Source organism: Sphingomonas bacterium, from assembly GCF_028289855.1.
GTDB lineage: Bacteria > Pseudomonadota > Alphaproteobacteria > Sphingomonadales > Sphingomonadaceae > Sphingomonas.
This window is the reverse complement of record NZ_JAQGKZ010000031.1, coordinates 1-19903: the sequence shown is the minus strand read 5'-3', so window position 1 is coordinate 19903 and position 19903 is coordinate 1. Positions and strand designations below refer to the sequence as shown.

General features: G+C 66.2%; 24 protein-coding genes. 8 read left to right on the top strand and 16 right to left on the bottom strand.

Annotated features, from left to right (window positions below; translation table 11 throughout):
* Window positions 1-22: 22 nt before the first annotated feature.
* From JWM94_RS02515 to JWM94_RS02475, 9 genes are all read right to left on the bottom strand, one after another.
* A complete protein-coding gene (locus JWM94_RS02515) occupies window positions 23-430 on the bottom strand; it encodes a GFA family protein (protein WP_299421073.1) in 408 nt (135 codons plus the stop codon).
* The gene (locus JWM94_RS02510) at window positions 427-1020 is read right to left on the bottom strand and encodes a hypothetical protein (protein ID WP_299421069.1); all 594 of its coding nucleotides are present in this window, start codon (window positions 1018-1020) and stop codon (window positions 427-429) included. Before JWM94_RS02510 ends, JWM94_RS02515 begins: the two co-directional genes overlap by 4 nt.
* Complete coding sequence (gene ruvA / locus JWM94_RS02505; protein WP_299421064.1) at window positions 1017-1610, bottom strand: Holliday junction branch migration protein RuvA; 594 nt, start codon at window positions 1608-1610, stop codon at window positions 1017-1019. Before ruvA ends, JWM94_RS02510 begins: the two co-directional genes overlap by 4 nt.
* A gap of 168 nt (window positions 1611-1778) precedes the next feature.
* The gene (gene ruvC, locus JWM94_RS02500) at window positions 1779-2264 is read right to left on the bottom strand and encodes a crossover junction endodeoxyribonuclease RuvC (RefSeq protein ID WP_299421060.1); all 486 of its coding nucleotides are present in this window, start codon (window positions 2262-2264) and stop codon (window positions 1779-1781) included.
* Window positions 2261-2833 (bottom strand): hypothetical protein, encoded by a 573-nt coding sequence (locus JWM94_RS02495; protein WP_299421056.1) that lies wholly within the window; start codon window positions 2831-2833, stop codon window positions 2261-2263. The genes ruvC and JWM94_RS02495 overlap by 4 nt, the downstream gene beginning before the upstream one ends.
* Before the next feature lie 34 nt (window positions 2834-2867).
* Entirely contained in the window at window positions 2868-3611 is a 744-nt protein-coding gene (locus JWM94_RS02490; RefSeq protein ID WP_299421053.1) for a YebC/PmpR family DNA-binding transcriptional regulator, read from the bottom strand.
* 180 nt (window positions 3612-3791) lie between these two features.
* On the bottom strand, window positions 3792-4970 hold the full coding sequence (locus tag JWM94_RS02485) for an NAD(P)/FAD-dependent oxidoreductase (protein ID WP_299421049.1): 1179 nt from the start codon (window positions 4968-4970) through the stop codon (window positions 3792-3794).
* A 34-nt stretch (window positions 4971-5004) separates the two neighbouring features.
* A complete protein-coding gene (locus tag JWM94_RS02480) occupies window positions 5005-5247 on the bottom strand; it encodes a DUF2312 domain-containing protein (RefSeq protein ID WP_299421134.1) in 243 nt (80 codons plus the stop codon).
* A gap of 120 nt (window positions 5248-5367) precedes the next feature.
* On the bottom strand, window positions 5368-5658 hold the full coding sequence (locus JWM94_RS02475; RefSeq protein WP_299421045.1) for a DUF1244 domain-containing protein: 291 nt from the start codon (window positions 5656-5658) through the stop codon (window positions 5368-5370).
* A 76-nt stretch (window positions 5659-5734) separates the two neighbouring features.
* Here JWM94_RS02475 and pyk point away from each other — a divergent pair, with 76 nt between their 5' ends.
* Window positions 5735-7189, top strand: coding sequence for a pyruvate kinase (gene pyk, locus JWM94_RS02470; protein ID WP_299421041.1), 1455 nt, complete (start codon window positions 5735-5737; stop codon window positions 7187-7189).
* A gap of 104 nt (window positions 7190-7293) precedes the next feature.
* On the opposite strand, the gene JWM94_RS02465 is transcribed toward pyk, so the two are convergent.
* Window positions 7294-7908 (bottom strand): HAD family phosphatase, encoded by a 615-nt coding sequence (locus JWM94_RS02465; protein WP_299421037.1) that lies wholly within the window; start codon window positions 7906-7908, stop codon window positions 7294-7296.
* Window positions 7909-7913: 5 nt separating this feature from the next.
* Complete coding sequence (gene ykgO / locus JWM94_RS02460) at window positions 7914-8039, bottom strand: type B 50S ribosomal protein L36 (protein WP_003046794.1); 126 nt, start codon at window positions 8037-8039, stop codon at window positions 7914-7916.
* Window positions 8040-8181: 142 nt separating this feature from the next.
* On the opposite strand from ykgO, the gene JWM94_RS02455 reads away from it, so the two are divergent.
* The 3 genes from JWM94_RS02455 (at window position 8182) to JWM94_RS02445 (ending at window position 10717) form a co-directional block, all read left to right on the top strand.
* On the top strand, window positions 8182-8772 hold the full coding sequence (locus tag JWM94_RS02455; RefSeq protein WP_299421032.1) for a DUF4136 domain-containing protein: 591 nt from the start codon (window positions 8182-8184) through the stop codon (window positions 8770-8772).
* Window positions 8769-9887, top strand: a complete 1119-nt coding sequence (locus JWM94_RS02450; protein ID WP_299421028.1) for a M14-type cytosolic carboxypeptidase — start codon at window positions 8769-8771, stop codon at window positions 9885-9887. Before JWM94_RS02455 ends, JWM94_RS02450 begins: the two co-directional genes overlap by 4 nt.
* Window positions 9888-9979: 92 nt before the next feature.
* On the top strand, window positions 9980-10717 hold the full coding sequence (locus tag JWM94_RS02445) for a hypothetical protein (RefSeq protein ID WP_299421024.1): 738 nt from the start codon (window positions 9980-9982) through the stop codon (window positions 10715-10717).
* Between the two features lie 10 nt (window positions 10718-10727).
* Here JWM94_RS02445 and JWM94_RS02440 read toward each other — a convergent pair whose 3' ends face one another.
* Window positions 10728-11450, bottom strand: coding sequence for a dienelactone hydrolase family protein (locus JWM94_RS02440; RefSeq protein WP_299421019.1), 723 nt, complete (start codon window positions 11448-11450; stop codon window positions 10728-10730).
* Between the two features lie 106 nt (window positions 11451-11556).
* On the opposite strand from JWM94_RS02440, the gene gpmA reads away from it, so the two are divergent.
* Entirely contained in the window at window positions 11557-12243 is a 687-nt protein-coding gene (gpmA, locus tag JWM94_RS02435; RefSeq protein WP_299421015.1) for a 2,3-diphosphoglycerate-dependent phosphoglycerate mutase, read from the top strand.
* Window positions 12244-12307: 64 nt separating this feature from the next.
* Complete coding sequence (locus JWM94_RS02430; RefSeq protein ID WP_299421011.1) at window positions 12308-12580, top strand: DUF4242 domain-containing protein; 273 nt, start codon at window positions 12308-12310, stop codon at window positions 12578-12580.
* Here the strand turns inward: JWM94_RS02430 and JWM94_RS02425 are convergent.
* Window positions 12577-13536 (bottom strand): alpha/beta hydrolase, encoded by a 960-nt coding sequence (locus tag JWM94_RS02425; protein WP_299421007.1) that lies wholly within the window; start codon window positions 13534-13536, stop codon window positions 12577-12579. The genes JWM94_RS02430 and JWM94_RS02425 overlap by 4 nt on opposite strands.
* Before the next feature lie 72 nt (window positions 13537-13608).
* Between JWM94_RS02425 and purE the strand changes: the two genes are divergently transcribed.
* Window positions 13609-14088, top strand: coding sequence for a 5-(carboxyamino)imidazole ribonucleotide mutase (gene purE, locus JWM94_RS02420; protein WP_299421003.1), 480 nt, complete (start codon window positions 13609-13611; stop codon window positions 14086-14088).
* On the top strand, window positions 14085-15161 hold the full coding sequence (locus tag JWM94_RS02415) for a 5-(carboxyamino)imidazole ribonucleotide synthase (RefSeq protein WP_299420998.1): 1077 nt from the start codon (window positions 14085-14087) through the stop codon (window positions 15159-15161). The genes purE and JWM94_RS02415 overlap by 4 nt, the downstream gene beginning before the upstream one ends.
* Before the next feature lie 158 nt (window positions 15162-15319).
* Here JWM94_RS02415 and JWM94_RS02410 read toward each other — a convergent pair whose 3' ends face one another.
* The 3 genes from JWM94_RS02410 to JWM94_RS02400 all read right to left on the bottom strand — a co-directional run.
* Window positions 15320-15619, bottom strand: coding sequence for a hypothetical protein (locus tag JWM94_RS02410; protein ID WP_299420995.1), 300 nt, complete (start codon window positions 15617-15619; stop codon window positions 15320-15322).
* A gap of 21 nt (window positions 15620-15640) precedes the next feature.
* Window positions 15641-18460 (bottom strand): pitrilysin family protein, encoded by a 2820-nt coding sequence (locus JWM94_RS02405; RefSeq protein ID WP_299420991.1) that lies wholly within the window; start codon window positions 18458-18460, stop codon window positions 15641-15643.
* A gap of 58 nt (window positions 18461-18518) precedes the next feature.
* Window positions 18519-19903, bottom strand: a 1385-nt coding sequence (locus JWM94_RS02400; RefSeq protein WP_299420987.1) for a penicillin acylase family protein, incomplete at its 5' end; no start/stop codon positions are given.

Below are 19903 nucleotides of genomic sequence, written 5' to 3'. Positions count from 1 at the left end.
ACCCTCTTTTGGTGCCGCGCGGTCATGAATAGCGATCGATGCCGTCGCCGACGATCTCGACCCAGGCGTGCTTGCGGCCCTCGTAGACCGAATAATGCGGCGGCGGGAATGACGGATCGGCGAAGGCGCCGATCGCGACCGCGACGAGCTCGGGCTCGGCAGGAAGGCGGTAGAAGACGTTCGAACCGCAGGTCGGGCAGAAATACATGTCGCCCTGGCCGCCTTCGTCGCCGAACCGCGTCCAATGCCGCGATTCGCCGGTGATGGTGACGTTTTCAGCGGGGAAGCGTGCTTGCGCGGCGAACGAACTGCCCGAACGCCGCTGGCAGTCGAGGCAATGACACGTCGAAATGCGCACGGGGTCGCCGGTGCAGGCGACCGTGAGCTGGCCGCACTGGCAAGTCGCGCGACGCGTTCGGTTCTCACTCATTGCAGCAACCCGAGCGCGCGGCGTTCGCCCGATAGCTCGATCATCGTTTGCGCGACGACGAGCAAGACAGGTGGCGCGGTACATTGCGCGTTGGCTTCCGAGAAGCGGTAGCCGTCGGCATCGAGCCTTTCGAACGCTAGTTGTTCACCGTCGAGGCAAATGTCGTCCTTGACGTACCAGTGCTCCTCGGGTCCGATTGACCACAAGTTCGCTGCAGCGATCCGCGTGCGGAGCAGTGCCATGTCTTTCGCCGAAACGCGGAAGGTCCGATCGGCATCGGCAATGAGGTCGAGGCTGCGACCCGGATCCGATCGGCGCACCAAGGCGACACGGCCTATGCCGCTGCCGTCATGCTTTTCGTCGATGCGGACGAGCGCACGTAAGCGGTTAATGCCGGCGATCGCCAAACGATATCGCGTCTTGAAACCTTGAAGCCGACCGAGCTGCCACAAGCGCGGCTCGTCGTCGATCAGATCAGGCCACCAGGCAGAGTCGATAATTCCAGGCGGGTACATTTTTTGGGCGCCAAGTGACGCCGGTATCGTCGCAAGACCTATGGCCATAATCGGCAAAGCAACACGCAGCATCACTTCGCCGCCTTCCGCAGCGCCAGCCGCACCAACGCGTCCAGTCCCGCGCTCGCGCCAAGCTCCTCCTCCGCCGCGCCGACCGCCGCATTCGCCTCGGCCGGCCGGAAGCCGAGATTGAGCAGCGCCGACACCGCGTCCGACGCCGCGCCGCTCGCCGCCGACACCGGCGTCAGGCCGCCGGGGATCACACCGCCGGCCTTGTCCTTCAATTCGCGCACGATGCGCTCAGCGAGCTTGGGCCCGACGCCGTTGGCGCGGCCGACCGTGGCCTTGTCCTGCGCGGCGATAGCGCGCGCCAAATCGACCGGTTCGAGCACCGACAGGATCGCGAGCGCGACGCGCGCGCCGACGCCCTGTACCCCGGTCAGCAAGCGGAACCAGTCGCGCTCATCGGGCCGCGCGAAGCCGACCAGGCGGATCGAATCCTCCGCCACCAGCATCTCGGTGAACAGCGTCGCCGCCTCGCCGACCGGGCCGATCGCCGCGAGCGTCTTGGCCGACACCGCGACCAGATAGCCGACCCCGCCGACATCGATCACCGCGTGGTCGATGCCGGTCGCTTCGAGGCGTCCCTTGAGGTGCGCGATCACAGCCGAGTCATTCGCGAATGTTCCCAATGTTCGCAGTGGCCATGGGACCGGCTGCAAACCGCCGCGACGCATCAGCTCGCGACATGCGGCGGTGGTGAACGAAGCTGACGGAAAGAGTGCGCATCACGCGGAACCTAACAGGAACGCCGAATGTAGGAAAGTGCTCGATCAGCCCAGCCGGCGCGCCGACGCCACATGATGCGCGTGGCAAATCGCGACCGCGAGCGCATCGGCCGCGTCCGCTCCGGCGATCGTCACGCCGGGCAGCAGCCGCGCGACCATCGCGTGGACTTGCGGCTTCTCCGCGCTGCCGACCCCGACCACGGCCTTCTTGACCAGCCGCGCGGCATATTCGCCGGGTTCGATCCCGGCGCGCGCGACCGCGAGTAGCACGACGCCGCGCGCCTGGCCCAGCTTGAGCGTCGATTGCGGGTTCATGTTGACGAACACTTCCTCGACCGCCGCCGCGTCGGGCGCGTGATCGGCGATCAGCGCAGCGAGCTGGCTGTCGAGGTGCGCCAGGCGCCGCGCCAGGCTGTCCTTCGCATCGGTCTTCACGTGCCCGTTGGCGAGGTGCGACAGCCGGTTGCCCTCGGCGCGGATCAGCCCCCAGCCGGTCGTACCGAGCCCGGGGTCGAGACCGAGAATGATCATCCCGTCATTGCCGGCTGCAGCGCGACAAAATACCACACCCACATCGCGACGATCACGACTATCGCAACGGTCTGAACCCAGCGTATCGACGCGAAGACCGCAGCGGCAAGGCTGGCGAGCGCCATCGGGACGACGGCATAGTTCTGCGTTACCCAGATCGGAATGCCGCCGGAAAAGAACGAATTGGTGCCGATCGTCACCAGCGTGAGCAGGAAATACGCGCTGATATATTTGCGCCCTTCGGTACGGTGGAATGATTCGAGATCGATCGGACCATCGCTCGGAATCCGCGGGCAAACCAGTCGCACCAAAAGATACAACAGACAGCCGACGGTAAAGAAGAACCCGATCACCGGCATCGACCACACGCCGATCCCGCGTAAATCCCACACGCCGATCCACCATGCAGTGACCGAAAGCAGCGAGACGAACATCCAGCCGGCGTTGAGCCAGGAAAAATCGACCCGCTTGAACCCTATCGTGATGTCGCCCGCCGTCGCCAGCACATGCGTGACCGCGGCGGCGAACACGAAGGACAACAGCACCGAGATGTAATCGAAAGCGTGCACGTCCCCCCTCCCCCCGATCACCGTCCCCCAAACGTTAGCCGAGCTTCTCCATCACCGCGTCCGGCACTTCGTAATTGCCCCACACGGTCTGGACGTCGTCGTCGTCGTCGAGCGCGTCGATCAGCTTGAACAGCGTGCTCGCGTCCTTCTCGTCGACCTCGACCATCGTTTGCGGACGCCACGCGAGCTTCGCGCCTTCCGCCTCCCCCAGCACCGGTTCGAGCGCCTTGGCGACTTCGTGCAAATCGCCCTGCGCGGTCCAGATTTCGTGGCCGTCCTCGCTCGACGACACGTCCTCTGCGCCGGCCTCCAGCGCGGCCTCGAACACTTTTTCGTCGTCGCCCGCCTTGGCCGGATAGGTGATCAACCCCATCCGGTCGAAGCCGTGGCTGACCGATCCCGGCGCGCCGAGGTTGCCGCCGTTCTTCGAAATCGCGGTGCGCACGTTGGTGACGGTGCGGTTGCGGTTGTCGGTCAGCGTCTCGACGATCAGCGAGACGCCGCCGGGGCCGAACGCCTCGTAACGGATTTCCTCGTAATTCTCCGCGTCGCCCTTCGACGCCTTGTCGATCGAGCGCTGGATATTGTCCTTGGGCATCGACTGCGCCTTGGCGGCATTGACCGCCGCCCGCAGCCGCGGGTTCATGTCGGGATCGGGCAAGCCCATCTTCGCCGCGACGGTGATTTCGCGGCTGAGCTTGGAAAACGCGCCCGAGCGCTTCTTGTCCTGTGCGCCCTTGCGGTACATGATGTTCTTGTATTTCGAATGGCCTGCCATTGGGTCCTCGTTGGCGTTGTGGCGGGGTCTGTAAACCGGGTCGCGCGAGGGGTCAAAGAGCGCGATTTTCTTGCTCGCCTCTCGGCGAGGGGCGGCACCAGCCCGCTCCCCCACCCGACCGCCCAAATCAGTTTATTCTATGGGCGATCGGGTGGGGGAGCGGGCTGGTGCCGCGACCAATCAAAGACTCTTCCCGCAGGCGACGCCGGACGCCCAGGCCCATTGGAAATTATACCCGCCGAGCCAGCCGGTGACGTCGACCGCCTCGCCGATGACGTGCAGCCCCGGCACCGCCTTCGCCTCGAACGTGGTTTGCGACAGCGCGTCGGTGGCGATGCCGCCGATCGTCACTTCGGCCTTGGCGAAGCCTTCGGTGCCGTTGGGATGGAACGGCCACGCCGACAGCCGCGCTTCGGCCTCGGCCAGCGCCTTGTCGGTCAAATCGGCGAGGTTGCCGTCGAGCGCGATCCGGTCGGCCAGCGCCTCGGCTAGGCGACCGGGCAGCGCCTGGCCGATCGCCGACCGCAGCGTCGCGCGCGGACGGGCGCGCTTTTCGCTTGCCAGCCAGCCGGCTGCTCGATCGGGCGTAAAGTCGATCGCGACGGCCTCGCCGTGCCGCCAATAAGACGACGCTTGCAGGATCGCCGGCCCCGACAGCCCGCGATGCGTGAACAGTGCGGCTTCGCGGAAACTGCCCTTGCCTGCCGACGCGACCACGTCCGCCGACACGCCGGAGAGCGTGCGGAACAGCGTCTCGTCGCCGCCGAGTGTCAGCGGGACGAGCGCCGGACGCGGCTCGACCACCTTGAGGCCGAAACGGCGCGCGACGTCATAGGCGAACCCGGTCGCGCCCATTTGCGGGATCGACGGGCCACCGGTCGCCAGCACCAGTTTCGGCGCGGTCGCGGTCTTGCGCCCGATCCTCACCCGGAACTGCCCGTCGGCATGGTCGAGCTCATCGACGCTCTCACCCAGCGACCAATCGACCCCGCCGCCCGCGCATTCGTTACGCAGCATCGTCACGATCTGCCGCGCCGATCCGTCGCAGAACAATTGCCCCAGCGTCTTTTCGTGCCACGCGATGCGATAGCCATCGACCAGCGCGATGAAATCCACCGGGGTGTAGCGCGCCAGCGCCGACCGCGCGAAATGCGGGTTGGCCGACAGGAAGCGGTCGGGCGCGGCGTGCACATTGGTGAAATTGCACCGCCCGCCGCCCGAAATCAGGATCTTCTTACCCGGCTCGTCGGCGTGATCGACGAGCAGCACGCGAACGCCCCGCTGCCCCGCGACCGCCGCCGCCATCATCCCCGCCGCGCCCGCGCCGAGGACGATCGCGTCATAGGGCGCGGCGTTCATGGCCGATTTGTCGTGCGCGGGGAGCCGGACAGGATCAGATCATACCCAGCGCGTGGAGGTACGTTTCGAGGATCGCTTCCTCCTCCTGATACTCGTCCTTCTTCTTCTTGCGAATCGCCAGGATCTTGCGAATCGCCTTGGTGTCGTAACCGCGGCTCTTGGCCTCGCCCATAACGTCCTTGATGTCGTCGGCGATGCCGCGCTTTTCTTCCTCGAGCCGCTCGGCGCGTTCGATCAGCAACCGCAGTTCGTCCGCCGCGACGCGCCCGCCGCCCATGCCTTCGCCACGTTCTTCGTCAGCCATACATCCCCATATCCGCGGTACGCCGACGGTTGCCGGCGCCGCTGCTAAAAAATTGCGATGAAGCGCAGCCGATGCCCGAAGCGATCCGATTCGTCACGCATTCTTCGCGACGCTTTCTTCCATTCGCCGCAATTGCTCGGGCGTCGCCTCGGCCTGATGCGTCGCCTTCCACTGATCGTACGCCATGCCGTAGATCGCCTCGCGCGCGACCGCCTTGTCGATCCCGGCCGCCTCGCCAATCCAGTCCGACAGGCAATTGCGGCAGAACCCGGCGAGCCCCATCAAGTCGACATTCTGCGCATCGCTGCGATGGCGCAGATGGCGGATCAGCCGGCGGAACGCCTGCGCGGCGGCCGCGTCGTCGATCTGGTCGAGGCTATCCATACGAATGCTCCAAGGTTGATCGCGACGCGATAGGGGGTAGAGGCAGGAGCGCACAAGCCGAGGACGCCCACGCCGCATGACCAAGTCGATCGCCCCCCGCTCGCGCAAGGTCCGCATCCTCGCGACACTGGGCCCCGCGAGCAACACCGCCGAGATGATCGCCAAGCTCTACGAGGCCGGCGCCGACGCGTTCCGCGTCAACATGAGCCACGGCGATCAGGCGTCGAAGGTCGCGGTGATCGAGGCGATCCGAAGCCTCGAAAAGAAATACGGCCGCCCGACGACGATCCTCGCCGATCTGCAGGGGCCGAAACTCCGCGTCGGCAAGTTCGAGGGCGGCAAGGTCGAGCTCGTCACCGACTCCACCTTCACGCTCGACCGCGACAAGACGCCGGGCGATGCGACTCGCGTCGAATTGCCGCATCGCGAGATATTCGAAGCGATGGAATCGGGCGCGCGGTTGTTACTCGACGACGGCAAGCTGGTGCTGCGCGTGATCGAGCACGACGATAAACGGATCGTGACAAACGTCGAGGTCGGCGGGCCGCTCTCCAACAACAAGGGGCTCAACGTCCCCGACGTCGTCGTGCCGATGGCGGCGCTGACCGAGAAGGACCGCAGCGACCTGGCGTTCGCAGTCGATCAGGGCGTTGACTGGATTGCGCTCAGCTTCGTCCAACGCCCCGAGGATCTCGCCGAGGCGCGCAAGCTGATCGGCGGCAAGGCGGCACTGCTCGCCAAGATCGAGAAGCCCGCCGCGATCGAGCGGCTCGAAGAGATCATCGAGGCCTGCGACGGCGTGATGGTCGCGCGCGGCGATCTGGGCGTCGAGCTGCCGCCGCAGACCGTGCCGCCGTTGCAGAAGCGAATCGTCGAAACCGCGCGGCGCCAGGGCAAGCCCGTGGTGGTCGCGACGCAAATGCTCGAATCGATGATCGAGAGCCCCTCCCCCACCCGCGCCGAAGTGTCTGACGTCGCCACCGCGATCTATGACGGCGCCGACGCGATCATGCTCTCGGCGGAAAGCGCCGCGGGCAAATGGCCGATCGAATCGGTCGCGATGATGAACGCGATCGGCGAAGCGGTCGAAAGCGACCCGATGCATGGCGACCGCATCCACTTCACCGTCGTGCGCTCCGACCCGACCACCGCCGACGCGCTGTCGGAAGCCGCCAAGAACATCGCCAGGACGGTCGATGCCGCCGCAATCGTGTGCTTCACCAGCTCGGGCTCGACCGCGCGACGCATCGCGCGCGAGCGGCCCGGCGTGCCGATCATGGTGCTGACCCCACGGATGGACACGGCGCGCCGATCCGGCCTGCTGTGGGGTGCCTATGCCGTCCATACGCGCGACGTCGATTCGTTCGAGGACATGGTCGCCAAGGCCAAGCGCATGGTGCTGCGCCACAAGCTGGCCATCGCCGGCGACCGCGTGATCCTGATGGCTGGCGTGCCGTTCAAGACGCCGGGATCGACCAACGTGATCCACGTCGTGCGTATCGTCGGGGATGAGTTGAAGGGGTATGGCTGACCCCCATCCGTCATGCTGAACTCGTTTTAGCATCCATCGCGCCACCGGCGACGGCGTAGGTTGTTGCGCGTTGGATCCTGAAACAAGTTCAGGATGACGGCTAATTAGAGCGCGAAGCCCAGGTCTCGAAGGTCGGTGCGCAGTTTGGGCTCGCCGGTGAACAGCAAAGCATGGATGCCCAACGCATTCGCCCCTACCACGTTCGCCACATTGTCGTCGATGAACACCGCTTCTTCAGGCTCGAGTCCAAACCGCTCCAGCGCGAGGCGGTAGATGGCGGCATCGGGCTTCACCAGTTTCTCGTCGCCCGACACCACCACATCACGGAACGGCGCGAAGAATTCGGCCTCGCGCGCGCGGAACGGCGGCCAGAATTCGCCGGAGAAATTGGTGATCGCGTAGAGCGGCACGCCTGCCGCGTGAAGATCGGCGACCAATTCGGTCATGCCGGGTATTGCGGGGCCGATCGTCTCGTTGAATTGCGGGGCGAGCGCGGCGATCAACTCGGCGTGGTGCGGATGCTCCGCAGTCAGTTCGGTCGAGGTGTCGGCGAAGGAGCGCCCAGCATCGTGTTGAAAATGCCATTCGGGCGTGACGACATCGCGCAGAAACGCATCGAGCGCCTCATCGTCGGGGATGAGACGCTCGTACAGGAACCGCAGGTTCCAATCGAACAGGACACGGCCGACGTCGAAAATGACCGACGTCGGCGAGGCCATTTCGCTCAGCCCTGGCGGGCCTTGAAGCGGCGGTTGGTCTTGTTGATGACATAGGTGCGGCCGCGGCGACGGATCACGCGGTTGTCGCGATGACGGTCCTTGAGCGACTTGAGTGAATTGCGAATCTTCATGGGAGCGCGCTTTGCTTGCTTTATCGGTGAAAACTGGAAGCGGCGCGCCTATAGTGGGGGTCGGGCGAAGTCAACCCGCGCGGGGCCACGAAACGGACTCGGCGGCGATGCGTTGCACGAGTGCAACGAGAAGGAAAAGAACATGCGCAAGGCGGTATTGATAGCGGCATTGGCAATGACCGGCTGCACGACGGCGGCGCCCGTGTTCCCGACCGAGGTGACGCGGTTCCGCGCCGACGCGGTCGAACGCGGCACGATCAGCCTGGCGCCCGAGGAGGGCGTCAACGACGGGCCCGCCTTCCAGAGCTATGCGGCAGCGGTCGGCGATGCGCTGACCGCGCAGGGTTACACCGTCGTGCCGGCGGGCGCCGGCTCCACCTTCGTCGCGCGGATCGGGTTCCGCAGCGACACGCGATCGGTGCGCGGCCCGGCGCCGTTCACGCTCGGCCTCGGCGTCGGCGGCGGCAGCTATGGCCGCGGTGGCGGCGTCGATGTCGGCGTCGGTGGCGGTATCCCGATCGGGAAGCGCGAGTGGCGCGACGACATCGCCGCAACGCTGTCCGTCCGGATCAATCGCCGCGCCGGCGACTCGGGCGTGTGGGAAGGCAAGGCGCAGACTCGCCTGATCCGCCGCGCCGGCACCGGCGACGCCAACGCCGTGCCGGCAAAGCTTGCGAAAGCGATGTTCACGGGGTTCCCCGGCGAATCGGGTCGGACTATTACGGTCAAATGACCGAGACCCCAATTGCCATCACCTCCGCCTTCGATGGCGGCAACATTGAGCTGATCGCGATCGAGGGGGACCGAATCGACCTCGAGATCGTCAAGGACAAGGATTCGGATTTCTACCAATGGTTCTCGTTCCGGCTGGCCAATGCCGCCGGGCGCAAACTGACCTTCCGTATCCTCAACGCCGGGGGATCGGCCTATCCGTTCGGCTGGCCGGGGTACAAGACGCGCGCGTCGACCGATCGCGTGGCGTGGCGGATGATCGAGACTCGGTATCAGGGCGGTGTGCTCGAATTCGATTGGCAATCGGACTCGCCGCTCGCCTGGTTCGCCTATTTCGCGCCGTATACGATGGAGCAGCACGAAGCGCTGATTGCGACATACGCCGCGATGCCTGGTGTCGCGCACCGCGAGCTCGGCCACAGTCTAGACGGCCGCGCGATCGACCTGCTGACGATCGGATCGGGCGACAAGCCGGTCTGGCTCTACGCCCGCCAGCACCCCGGTGAGAGCATGGCCGAATGGTGGATGGAGGGCGCGCTCGAATGGCTGACCAGCCCGGCGGCGGACGCGGTCAAGGCGAAGTGCACCTTTTACGTCGTTCCCAACATGAACCCCGACGGCACCTTCCGCGGGCATTTGCGCACCAACGCCGCGGGGATCAACCTCAACCGCGAATGGCACACGCCGTCGATGGAGAAGAGCCCCGAGGTCAAGCTGGTCCGCGACGCGATGGATGCGACGGGGTGCAAGCTGGCGATGGACGTCCATGGCGACGAGGCCATCCCGGCAAACTTCCTCGCGGGGTTCGAGGGCATTCCGAGCTGGACCGACGCACTCGGCGAGAAATTCTACGATTTCGGCCGCCGCCTCGCGGCGCGTACGCCCGAGTTCCAGACCGAAAAGGGCTATGACAAATCGGCGCCGGGCAAGGCCAATCTGACGATGTCGACCAACCAGCTCGCCGAACGCTTCGGCGCGGTCGCGATGACGCTGGAAATGCCGTTCAAGGACCATGACCCGAACCCCGATGCGGAGTTCGGATGGTCGCCGGAAAGGTCGAAGGCGCTGGCGGTGGCGATGCTGGAGACGGTCGAAGAGGTGATCGACGGGATTTAGGAACTTTTGGGGGGCTCGATTTGCGGCTTACATTGCTCACTACAGCCGCGGCGGTACTTGCGCCCGCGGCAGCGACCGCTCAATCGGCCAATATGGAACGGATCGTCGGGCTGGCGGCATCTTCCGACGACACGACGAGCTTCCGCGCGGCAATGCCCGTCGGCGACGTCAAGGATTGGCTGACGCATGCAGATACCGACGCGTTGTACGCCGCAACATACGGCCGTGGGGTCCAGTTCAGCGTTGTCATTACCGTCTCGGGCAACGATCAAATCACCGATTGCCGGCTCGAGTGGTCGAGCGGGCCTGTGCCGTCCGAGCTGCTCTGCGCTATTCTCGGGAAGCGGGGTCGTTTTATTCACGGGTTGACAAAAGACGGCACGAAGAGCGGCGGCGTCGTCAAATTGCTCGTGTCGTATATGAGCGTGAGCAAGGGTGGCGAATATATCGGCGCGCCGCCGGCACCGGCACCCCCCGGATGGCGCCCCTATCAACGCAGAGCGGCGCCGCAAAACCTTGCAGATCTGATGATCGACGCGCCGGCCAGCCCGTCCACACCGCCGCCCATGCTTGATGTGGACGTCTCCGCTGAGGGTAAATTGCTGTTGTGCCGCATCTATCGCTCGTCGGGGGACGACGCCGCCGATCTGGGCGCCTGTCGGGTTGCCGGACAAATACCGCTCACGCCGGCACTGAACGCGGACGGCCAGCCGGCGGAGATGACAACATTGTTCGAGCCTCAATTCCGCGCGCGCGGAAAAGTCCCCGCGGCGACGCCTCCCAAACCACCGTCAACACCGCGGCGAACGGCGCCACGAGGAAAGCGCTGACCGCGAGGAGCTACCCAAACAACTCCCCCAGAAAATCCTTCGCCGCTTCCCAGCTCCGCCGGTCGGCCTTCTCGTCATATCCGACGCCCGGCATGATCGTCAGACCTTTCAGGTCCACATCGGTGAAGGCATGCCCGGCGCCACCATAAGCGTGGATTTGCCAGTCAGCCTGGCCATCGGTCAGTTCCTTGGCCAAGGCTACCACCGACTCCGCCGGGCCGATCGGGTCGTCCCAGCCGTGGCAGACCAGCAGCTTGGGCTTGATCGGGACGACATTGTCGTAGCCTGGGCGGTCGTACACGCCATGGAAGCTGACCCCGCCGAGAAAATCCAGCCCCGCGCGCGCCATGTCGAGGACGCACTTGCCGCCGAAGCAATAGCCGTACGCCGCTACCCTAGCCGGATCGACGAACGGAAACTTCCTCAGCGTCGCCAGACTCGCCGCCAGCCGGTCGCGGAGCAACGCACGGTCGGCCTGCATCTCGGCCATATACTTGCCCTGGTCGGACCCGCGCGTGGTGCGCTTGCCTTGGCCGTACACGTCGCAGGCGAAGCCGACATAGCCGAGCTTGGCGAGGTTCTCCGCGTGAACGTTGTCGGCTTCCTTCTGTCCCAGCACGTTGGGCACGACGAGCACGCCGGGCCGCGCGGTTTCGACCTCGTCGTCATACGCCATGACGCCCTCGAACGGGCCGCCGGGGCCGTCATACACGATGGTCTGCCGCACGATCATCCCAACCTCCGTTCACCCTGAGCTTGTCGAAGGGCTGTTCTTTTTCTACCCGCCCGGTGAAGAAAAGACAGGGCTTCGACAAGCTCAGCCTGAACGGAGTTGCTTGATGCCCACCCTCGTCCTGATCCGCCACGGCCAGTCGGCGTGGAACCTGGAGAACCGCTTCACCGGCTGGTGGGACGTCGATGTGACCGCGAAGGGAGCCGAGGAAGCGCGGGTCGCGGGCGAGTTGATGGCGGCGAAGGGGCTCGATTTCGACCAGTGCTTCACCTCGCTCCAGACGCGCGCGATCAAGACGCTGAACATCGCGCTCGAGGCGATGGGGCGGCTGTGGCTGCCGGTCGAGAAGGACTGGCGGCTCAACGAGCGGCACTATGGCGGGCTGACCGGGCTCAACAAAGCGGAGACCGCGGCGAAGCATGGCGACGATCAGGTCCACATCTGGCGCCGCAGCTTCGACATCCCGCCGCCGCCGCTGGAGGCCGGAAGCGAGTACGATCTGTCGAAGGACCGGCGGTATGCGGGCATCGCGATCCCGGCGACCGAGAGTCTGAAGGACACGATCGCGCGCGTCCTGCCTTATTGGGACGGCCGGATCGCCCCCGCGCTCACGGACGGCCAGCGCGTGCTGATTTCCGCGCACGGCAATTCGCTCCGCGCTCTGGTCAAGCATCTGTCGGGCATCCCCGACGACGAGATCACCAGCCTGGAAATTCCGACCGGGCAGCCGATCGTGTACGAGCTGGACGACAATTTGGCGGCGACCGACCGCTATTATCTGAGCGAGCGTTGAGGGTCGTTTCCGTCCAATAATTTCGCCTTCGCCCGACGCACCAATCCCGCGAAGGAGAATCGCCATGCCGCAATTCGTCATCGAACGGGACATGCCGGGGATCGGCGGGGCCAGCGCCGCGGACCTGAAGGGCGCGTCGCAAACCTCGTGCAACGTGCTGCGCGACCTCGGCCCCGACATCCAATGGGTGCACAGCTACGTAACCGACGACAAGATCTATTGCATCTATCGCGCGCCGTCGGCCGACCTGATCAGGCAGCATGCCGAAACCGCCGGCTTCCCGGCCAATTCGATTTCCGAAGTGCGCAACGTGATCGATCCGACGACGGCGGATTAGGCGTGCTGCTCGATTAGTGCCGCGACGCCATCGGGATTGTCAGCGACAAGGTAGTGCACCGCGTTGGGCACCGTCGCGGGCGTCACGTCGGTGAAGCCGCTATCCTTGAGCGCGGCGACGATGCGGTCGGCGAGACCCGCGAAGGGCGAGCCGTCGCCGGTACCGTAGACGACCGGGACATCGTTGAGCCCGCGCTTTTCTTCCCCGAACGCCGCATTGTCGGGAAACGCGCGGTACATCTCGCACGCGGCGTGGAATTGCGCGGGCGATGCATAGCCCTTGAGCGCCTCGGCGATCTGCTCGTCCGAATGGTCCCCCATGGCGAGGAAGTGGCCGAGGAACGCGGCGTGTCGCCCCGCGACGATCGTCTCGGGCAGGTCGGGCGTCTGCAGGAACCCGACGTGCCACGCCCCCGACCCGCTCACCGCGTCGTCCCAGCCGTCGAGCCCGGGTACCGGCACATCGAGGATCATCGCGCCGCGCAGATCCTTCGGGAACAGCCGGGCATAGGCATGCGCGACCATCCCGCCGAGATCGTGCCCGACGACGTATGGCCGGTCGAGCTTGAGCGCGGCGGCGAGTTCGTGGACGTCGGCCGCCATCGTCGCGGCGTCGAACCGGTTCGACCCGGCGGTCGACTGGCCGATCCCGCGGAGATCGACCGCGACGACGGTATAGCGCCGCGCCAGCCGGCCGATGATCGGGCGCCACTCGCTCCAGTCCTGCGGGAAGCCGTGGAGCAGGATCAGCGCCGGCCCGCGCCCGCTCCGCGCGAAATGCAGCACCGCGCCGTGGACGCGCGCGGTGCCGAACGACAGCCCCCGGTCGCGCCGCCCGCGATCGACCCTCGCGCGCACCGTGCGCGCGATTGCCACGCCCGATCCCGCGACGGCCACGATCGCCGCCAGTCCCAGCAGCGCGCTGTTGCGTTTCGTGTTCGATTTCTCTTCGCTCATGCTCGCGATCCTAAGGCCTCACGCGCGCGCGCGCCAGTTGCCCTTCGCGGTCCCGACCGCTAACGCGCCGCGATGGAACCGCTGGTCGGCATCATCATGGGCAGCACCTCCGACTGGGAGACGATGCGCCACGCCGCCGATGCGCTGACCGAACTGGGCGTGCCGCACGAAACCAAAGTGGTGTCGGCGCATCGCACGCCGCAGCGGCTGTACGATTACGCGACCGGGGCCGCCGATCGCGGGCTCAAGGTCATTATTGCCGGCGCAGGCGGCGCGGCTCATCTGCCCGGCATGGCGGCGTCGATGACGCACCTCCCGGTGCTCGGCGTGCCGGTCGAATCGAAGGCGCTGAAGGGCGCCGACAGCCTCTATTCGATCGTCCAGATGCCCGGTGGGGTACCCGTCGGCACGCTCGCGATCGGCAAGCCCGGGGCGATCAACGCCGGGCTGCTCGCAGCTGCGATCCTAGCGACCTCGGACCCCGCGCTGACCGAGCGGCTCAAGGCGTGGCGCGCGAAACAGACCGACAGCGTCGCGACCGACCCCGAATGACGATGCTTCCGCCCGGATCGACGATCGGCATTCTGGGTGGCGGCCAACTCGGGCGGATGTTGGCGAGCGCCGCGGCGCAACTCGGCTATCACACCCATGTCCTCGCGCCCGATGCCGAAAGCGTCGCGGCGCAATCGGCGTCGAGCTTCACCCGCGCCGATTATCACAGCCGCATCGTGCTCGACGAGATGGCGGCGAAGTGCGACGTCGTGACCTACGAGTTCGAGAATATCGCGATCGAGCCGGTCGATTATCTCTCGACCAAAGTGCCCGTCCACCCCGCCCCCGCCGCGCTGGCGATCGCGCAGGACCGCGCGAGCGAGAAGGCGTTCATCGACGGCATCGGCGGGCGCACCGCGCCGTGGCGGCGCGTGGCGAGCCTCGACGAACTGCAGGCGGCGCTGGCCGAGATCGGCGCGCCGGCGATCCTCAAGACGTTGCGGCTCGGCTATGACGGCAAGGGGCAAGTGCGGATCGAATCCGCCGCCGACGCCGATGCCGCATGGCGCGACATCGGCCAGCGCCCCGCGATCCTCGAAGGCGTGGTCGATTTCACCCACGAATTCTCGATCATCCTCGCGCGCGGCGCCGAAGGCGCGATGGTCAGCTATCCGCCGCCGTGGAACCGGCACACCGACGGCATCCTCGCCACCTCGTCGCTCCCCGCCCCCGCCGAGATCGCCGCGCAATGGGGCGTCGCCGCCGCGCTGACCGGGCGGATCGCCGACACGCTCGATTATGTCGGTGTGCTGACGTGCGAATTCTTCGCCACCGCCGGCGGCCCGGTGCTCAACGAGCTTGCACCACGCGTGCACAATTCGGGGCATTGGACGATCGAAGGCGCGGTCTGCTCCCAGTTCGAAAACCACATCCGCGCGATCTGCGGCCTGCCGCTCGGCGACACCGCGCTGACCGCACCGGCTGTCGAGATGCAAAATCTGATCGGCCACGCCGCCGACGATTGGGTCGCAATCCTCGCCGAGCCCGGCGCGCACTTGCACCTGTACGGCAAAGGCGACGCGCGGCCTGGCCGAAAGATGGGCCACGTCACGCGACTCAAGCGCGACCTCTAATCAAACCGTCATGCCGGACGTGTTCCGGCATCCAACCATCCGCATGGCATGCGGCTTGAGGCGCGTTGGACCCCGGAACAAGTCCGGGGTGACGATAAGAAAAAGACCCGCCTCGCGTGAAACGAAGCGGGCCCTTTTCATGTCATACGAAGCTGCGCTCAGCCGACCCGCGTTCCCGTCAGCGGGAAGCTGCCGAACGCGCCCGCGGTCACCGTCCCGGTGATCGTGTCGCCATCGACCGTCGCTTCGTTGGTCAGCGTCATCGGCATCGGCACGGTGATCGACATCGACCATTTGATCGTGTTGCCGTCGACCGTGCCGTCGGTGATCTCTGCGGTGCCCATCGCGCCAGCCTGGGTGCCGGTCCAGGTGCTGCCGTTGCTGTTCACTGTCAGCGTCGCCTTCTGGTCGCCCATCGGCGACTTCACGACCGTTTCATAGGTGCCGTCGACTGCCATTTCTTCTCTCCCGAATCCCTTTTAGCGCGCGCCGAGCGACGCCGCGGGGACGACCTCGACAGGCAGGCCGATCTTGTCAAGCTGTGGGCGCACCGTCTTGGCGTCGCCGACCACGATCCAGATGATCCGTTTGGGGTCGATGCTTTGCGCGATGACGCTACGGAGTTGGGGCAAGGTCAGCGCGCGATACCGCGCCGCGACGGTCGTGTAATAATCGTCGGGCCGCTTGTACAAAATATTCGACTGCATCGCGCCGAGCACCGACCGCGAGGTCTCGAAGCTGCCCGGCAACGACCGGATCGCGCCCGCGATGGCGCGGTCGTACTCGACCTGAGTCATCGGCTGCGCGCCGACATAGCCGCCGATGTCGCCGATCATCGCGACGATCGAATCGCCGGTACGGTCGGCCTGCACCCCGGTCGAGATGATATAAGGCGTCGCCCCGGCGGAACGCTGGAAACGGGCACCGGCGCCATACGACCAATGCTTGCCCTCACGCAGGTCCATGTTGATGCGACCGAGGAAACCGCCGCCGAGCCCGTCGTTGGCGGCGTTGACCGGCAGCAATTCGTCGGTCCCGACCAAATTCGTGGGAACTGCGCCGACGATCACCGATTGCGGTGAATCGGGGCGATCGACCAGAACGATCTTCGGCGCCGCGGGCGCGGTCGCGGCCAGATCGCCCTTGGTGCCGCCCGCGCCGGTAGCCTGCCAGTCGCCGAACTTCGCATCGAGCGCGGCCTTGACCTCGGCAAGCGGGCGGTCGCTGACCACGAACATCGTCGCCTTGTCGGGGCGCAGCCAGGCCTGGCGGAACGCGATCAGGTCATCGCGGGTCAGCTTGGCCACCGCGTTGCGATCGCCGCCGCCGAATAATTTGGCATAGGGCGACGCCGGACCATAGATCAGCGGCGCGACCGCGCGGCCGGCGAGCGCATTGGCGTTGGTCAGCTCGGCGCCGATGGCGGCGAGCTGCTGGTTCTTCTGCCGCTCGACCTCGCTCGGCGTGAAGGCCGGGTTGCGCAGCACATCGGCGAACAATGCGATGCCCGGCGTCAGATTCGCGCTGGGCACGTCGAGGCTGAACGCGGTGCGGTCGGTGTCGATCCCGCCGCCGATATCCGCGCCGATCCGCTCGCGCGCCTGGGCGTATTGCAGCGAGTCGAGGCTCGTCGTGCCGGCGCTCATCGCCGACACCGTCAACGATTGCGTGCCGAGCGCGGTCGGCACGTCGGCGGCGACACCGGCGTCGAAGCTCATCACGACGCGCGTCACCGGGGTCGCGGTGCGTTGCGCGTAGACCAGCGTCATGCCATTCGCGAGCTTGGCGCGCTGGACGCCCGGAAAGGTCAGGTTCGCGATCGACCCGGAGGTCGGGATGCCGCCGCGCGTGCCCTTGACGGGCACGTCATCGGCCGCCTTGACTGGCTTGGCGGCGGGCGCCGCCGCATCGACATAGGCGTCGCGCGGGCCGGGGACGATGTCGAGGCCATAGACCGGGCGGCTGAGCCACTTGGCGGCGACCGCCTTGACCTTCGCCGGAGTCTCGGCGGCGAGTTCGGCCATCTCCTTTTTGTAGAAGGCCGGATCGTTCGAATAGAGCGCGCCCGACGCCAGCGCGACCGCCTTGCCGCCGAACCCGCCGACCGCTTCCAGCCCCTTCATCCGCGCGCTGATCGACGCCACCTGGTACCGCTGCACCTCATCGGCGGTTGGGCCGGCCGCGAGGAACGCGGCCATGATCGCGTCGAGCCGCTTGGCGACGACCGCGGGATCGACACCCGGCCGCACATCGACGCTGACCTCGAAGATGCCGACCTGGCTGAAGCTCTGATTGCTCGCGCGGACGCGCACCGCCAGCGCTTCCTTGCGGACCAGCGTGTCGTACAGCAGCGAGCTCGCACCTCCGCCGAGCAGCCCGGCCGCGACATCGAGCCCGGTGCTGTCGGGATCGTTGAGCCCCGGCACCGCCCACGACCGCGTCAGCCGCGTGGCGGAAACGCGATCCTTGATGGTTTCGTACTTGGCCGCTGCCAGTGTCGGGACAGGCGCGGCGGGCAGCACGGTCTTGGGCCCGGCCGGAATACCGCCGAAATACTTTTCCACGAGCGTCTTCGCGCCCGCCGCATCGATGTCGCCCGCCAGCACCAGCACCGCGTTGTTCGGGCCATAGCGCGTCGTGAACCAGTTCTTGACGTCGGCCAGGCTGGCGGCGTCGAGGTCCGCCATCGAACCGATCGTCGAGTGCGCATAGGGGTGGCCGGCGGGGAACAGCCCTTCGAGCTGCTTGTATTCGACCAAGCCGTACGGCTCGTTATCGTCCTGGCGCTTCTCGTTCTGGACGACGCCGCGCTGCTCGTCGAGCACGCCCTGGGTGATCGCGCCGGTCAGATAGCCCATCCGATCGCTTTCGAGGAACAGCGCACGCTCGAGCGCGGGGGTCGGCACCGTCTCGAAATAATTGGTCCGGTCGAAATAGGTCGTGCCGTTGAAATCGGTCGCGCCGACATCCTTCAGCGGCACGAAGAAGTCGCCCGGCGCGTTCTCGCTGCCGTTGAACATCAGGTGCTCGAACAGATGCGCGAAGCCGGTCTTGCCCTTGGGCTCCATCTTCGACCCGACATTGTACCACACGCTGACCGCGACGATCGGCGCCTTGCGGTCGGTATGGACGATGACGCGGAGGCCATTCTTGAGCGTGAACTGGGTGAAGGGGATGTCCACCGACTTCGCGAGCGTCGCCACCGGGGCGGCGGGGGGCACGGTCTGCGACCACGCGATGGTGGGCACGGCGATGGCGAGCAAGGCGGCGCCCGACAGCGCGACGATTTTGGCGTTCATGATGATCCCCGTTCGATGGATATGCCGATGGCTAAGACGCTGAAAAGGCGCTGGCAAGTCAAGGACGATAGAGACGCTCGATATTGCCTTTCAAATCGCGCGAATAGAACAGGACCGGCTTCAGCCGATGCTGGACGAACCACTTCGCTTGGTCGGCATAATGCGCCGAATCCGGGCGGGTCGAGGCTGCGCCATAAGGCTGGATCGACTGCGAGCTGACCCCCCGCCCCTTCATCCAGGTCACGAACATCACGAAGCTGTCGCCGTGATTGACCACCAGCCGCCCGTCGGGCGCGTTGTCCCAGGTCGATGCGGCGCGCAAAATTTCGGGCCCGCCGTCCAGCGGCAAGTCGACACTGCCGCGCCGCAGCCGTAAAACCGTTCCGAGCGGGACATCGATCCGCCCGAAATGCTCCTTCAAGTAACGCGCCGCCTTGAGCAATTCGTCGCGCGCATCGGGTTCGGGCTGGCGCCGGTAATGCCAGGACTGCCCAACGCGCATCAGGATCACCGCGAGCGAATCCGCCGGGCCCTTGCCGTCGGCATTCCAGTCCCATTGCCGCAGCACCGCGACCGCGGCGGCCAAGGTCTTGTCGCCCTTCGGATCCACCGCCAGCAGGTCGCCGAACCATTTGCCGGTCCAGCCGCTGCGGCTGACCCCGGTGTCGAACTTGATCGCGTGGAGCGCGTCGGCGCTGACCTTCGGCGTCGCCGCCATCAGTTCGAGCGCGCGGTTGTCGCGGTTGGTGGTGTCGGTCTCGACACCCAATAACGGCGACCAATCGCCCGGCTTCAGCTCGCTCCCCGGCCCGGCCGACAGAAACGGCGTCGAATTGGCGTTGACCAGGAAGCCCGACGCCGGGTTCACGTTGCGCGGCACCATGCTCCACGGCGCCGTCCCGGCGGCGTAATCGCGCGACGTATCGCCCGGCAGCACGCCCGAATAATCGAACCCGGGCTTACGGTTGGGGAAGCTGGCATTGTAGAAATAGGCGATGTTGCCCGCGGCGTCGGCGTAGAGGAAATTGGTCGCCGGGATGCCCTGCATCGCCAGCGCTTTCTGCCACTCGGCGAAATCGCGCGCGCGCGTCAGGCGGTAATATTCCTCGACCATCTTGAGCTGGTCGGCACCGCCATAGCGCACCGCATAGGCACCCGATTTGTTGACGATCACCGGACCCTGGACCGCGCGATAGACATACTTCGGGACCGGCAGGACGAACGGCCCCCACAATTTGACCCGCAGCCAGATCAAATGCTTTTCGAGCGGCCGCCACTGGCCATCATAACTGTACTGGTCCCCGCCCGCGTTGAGCTTGAGCTTGTAGACGTCGATCAGGTCGGGGCGGTTGACGGTGTTGGTCCAGCCGAGCGTGTCGTTATGCCCGAGCAACGGATAAGGCGCGCCGGGGAAGGTCGCGCCGGCGAAGTTCCAGCCGGTCT

Coding starts and splice junctions, on each gene's coding strand:
- JWM94_RS02515 (WP_299421073.1), bottom strand. CDS start 430: ATGAGTGAGAACCGAACGCGTCGCGCGACTTGCCAGTGCGGCCAGCTC.
- ruvC (WP_299421060.1), bottom strand. CDS start 2,264: ATGATCATTCTCGGTCTCGACCCCGGGCTCGGTACGACCGGCTGGGGG.
- JWM94_RS02490 (WP_299421053.1), bottom strand. CDS start 3,611: ATGGCAGGCCATTCGAAATACAAGAACATCATGTACCGCAAGGGCGCA.
- JWM94_RS02485 (WP_299421049.1), bottom strand. CDS start 4,970: ATGAACGCCGCGCCCTATGACGCGATCGTCCTCGGCGCGGGCGCGGCG.
- JWM94_RS02480 (WP_299421134.1), bottom strand. CDS start 5,247: ATGGGCGGCGGGCGCGTCGCGGCGGACGAACTGCGGTTGCTGATCGAA.
- JWM94_RS02475 (WP_299421045.1), bottom strand. CDS start 5,658: ATGGATAGCCTCGACCAGATCGACGACGCGGCCGCCGCGCAGGCGTTC.
- pyk (WP_299421041.1), top strand. CDS start 5,735: ATGACCAAGTCGATCGCCCCCCGCTCGCGCAAGGTCCGCATCCTCGCG.
- JWM94_RS02465 (WP_299421037.1), bottom strand. CDS start 7,908: ATGGCCTCGCCGACGTCGGTCATTTTCGACGTCGGCCGTGTCCTGTTC.
- ykgO (WP_003046794.1), bottom strand. CDS start 8,039: ATGAAGATTCGCAATTCACTCAAGTCGCTCAAGGACCGTCATCGCGAC.
- JWM94_RS02455 (WP_299421032.1), top strand. CDS start 8,182: ATGCGCAAGGCGGTATTGATAGCGGCATTGGCAATGACCGGCTGCACG.
- JWM94_RS02450 (WP_299421028.1), top strand. CDS start 8,769: ATGACCGAGACCCCAATTGCCATCACCTCCGCCTTCGATGGCGGCAAC.
- JWM94_RS02445 (WP_299421024.1), top strand. CDS start 9,980: ATGGAACGGATCGTCGGGCTGGCGGCATCTTCCGACGACACGACGAGC.
- JWM94_RS02440 (WP_299421019.1), bottom strand. CDS start 11,450: ATGATCGTGCGGCAGACCATCGTGTATGACGGCCCCGGCGGCCCGTTC.
- gpmA (WP_299421015.1), top strand. CDS start 11,557: ATGCCCACCCTCGTCCTGATCCGCCACGGCCAGTCGGCGTGGAACCTG.
- JWM94_RS02430 (WP_299421011.1), top strand. CDS start 12,308: ATGCCGCAATTCGTCATCGAACGGGACATGCCGGGGATCGGCGGGGCC.
- JWM94_RS02425 (WP_299421007.1), bottom strand. CDS start 13,536: ATGAGCGAAGAGAAATCGAACACGAAACGCAACAGCGCGCTGCTGGGA.
- purE (WP_299421003.1), top strand. CDS start 13,609: ATGGAACCGCTGGTCGGCATCATCATGGGCAGCACCTCCGACTGGGAG.
- JWM94_RS02415 (WP_299420998.1), top strand. CDS start 14,085: ATGACGATGCTTCCGCCCGGATCGACGATCGGCATTCTGGGTGGCGGC.
- JWM94_RS02410 (WP_299420995.1), bottom strand. CDS start 15,619: ATGGCAGTCGACGGCACCTATGAAACGGTCGTGAAGTCGCCGATGGGC.
- JWM94_RS02405 (WP_299420991.1), bottom strand. CDS start 18,460: ATGAACGCCAAAATCGTCGCGCTGTCGGGCGCCGCCTTGCTCGCCATC.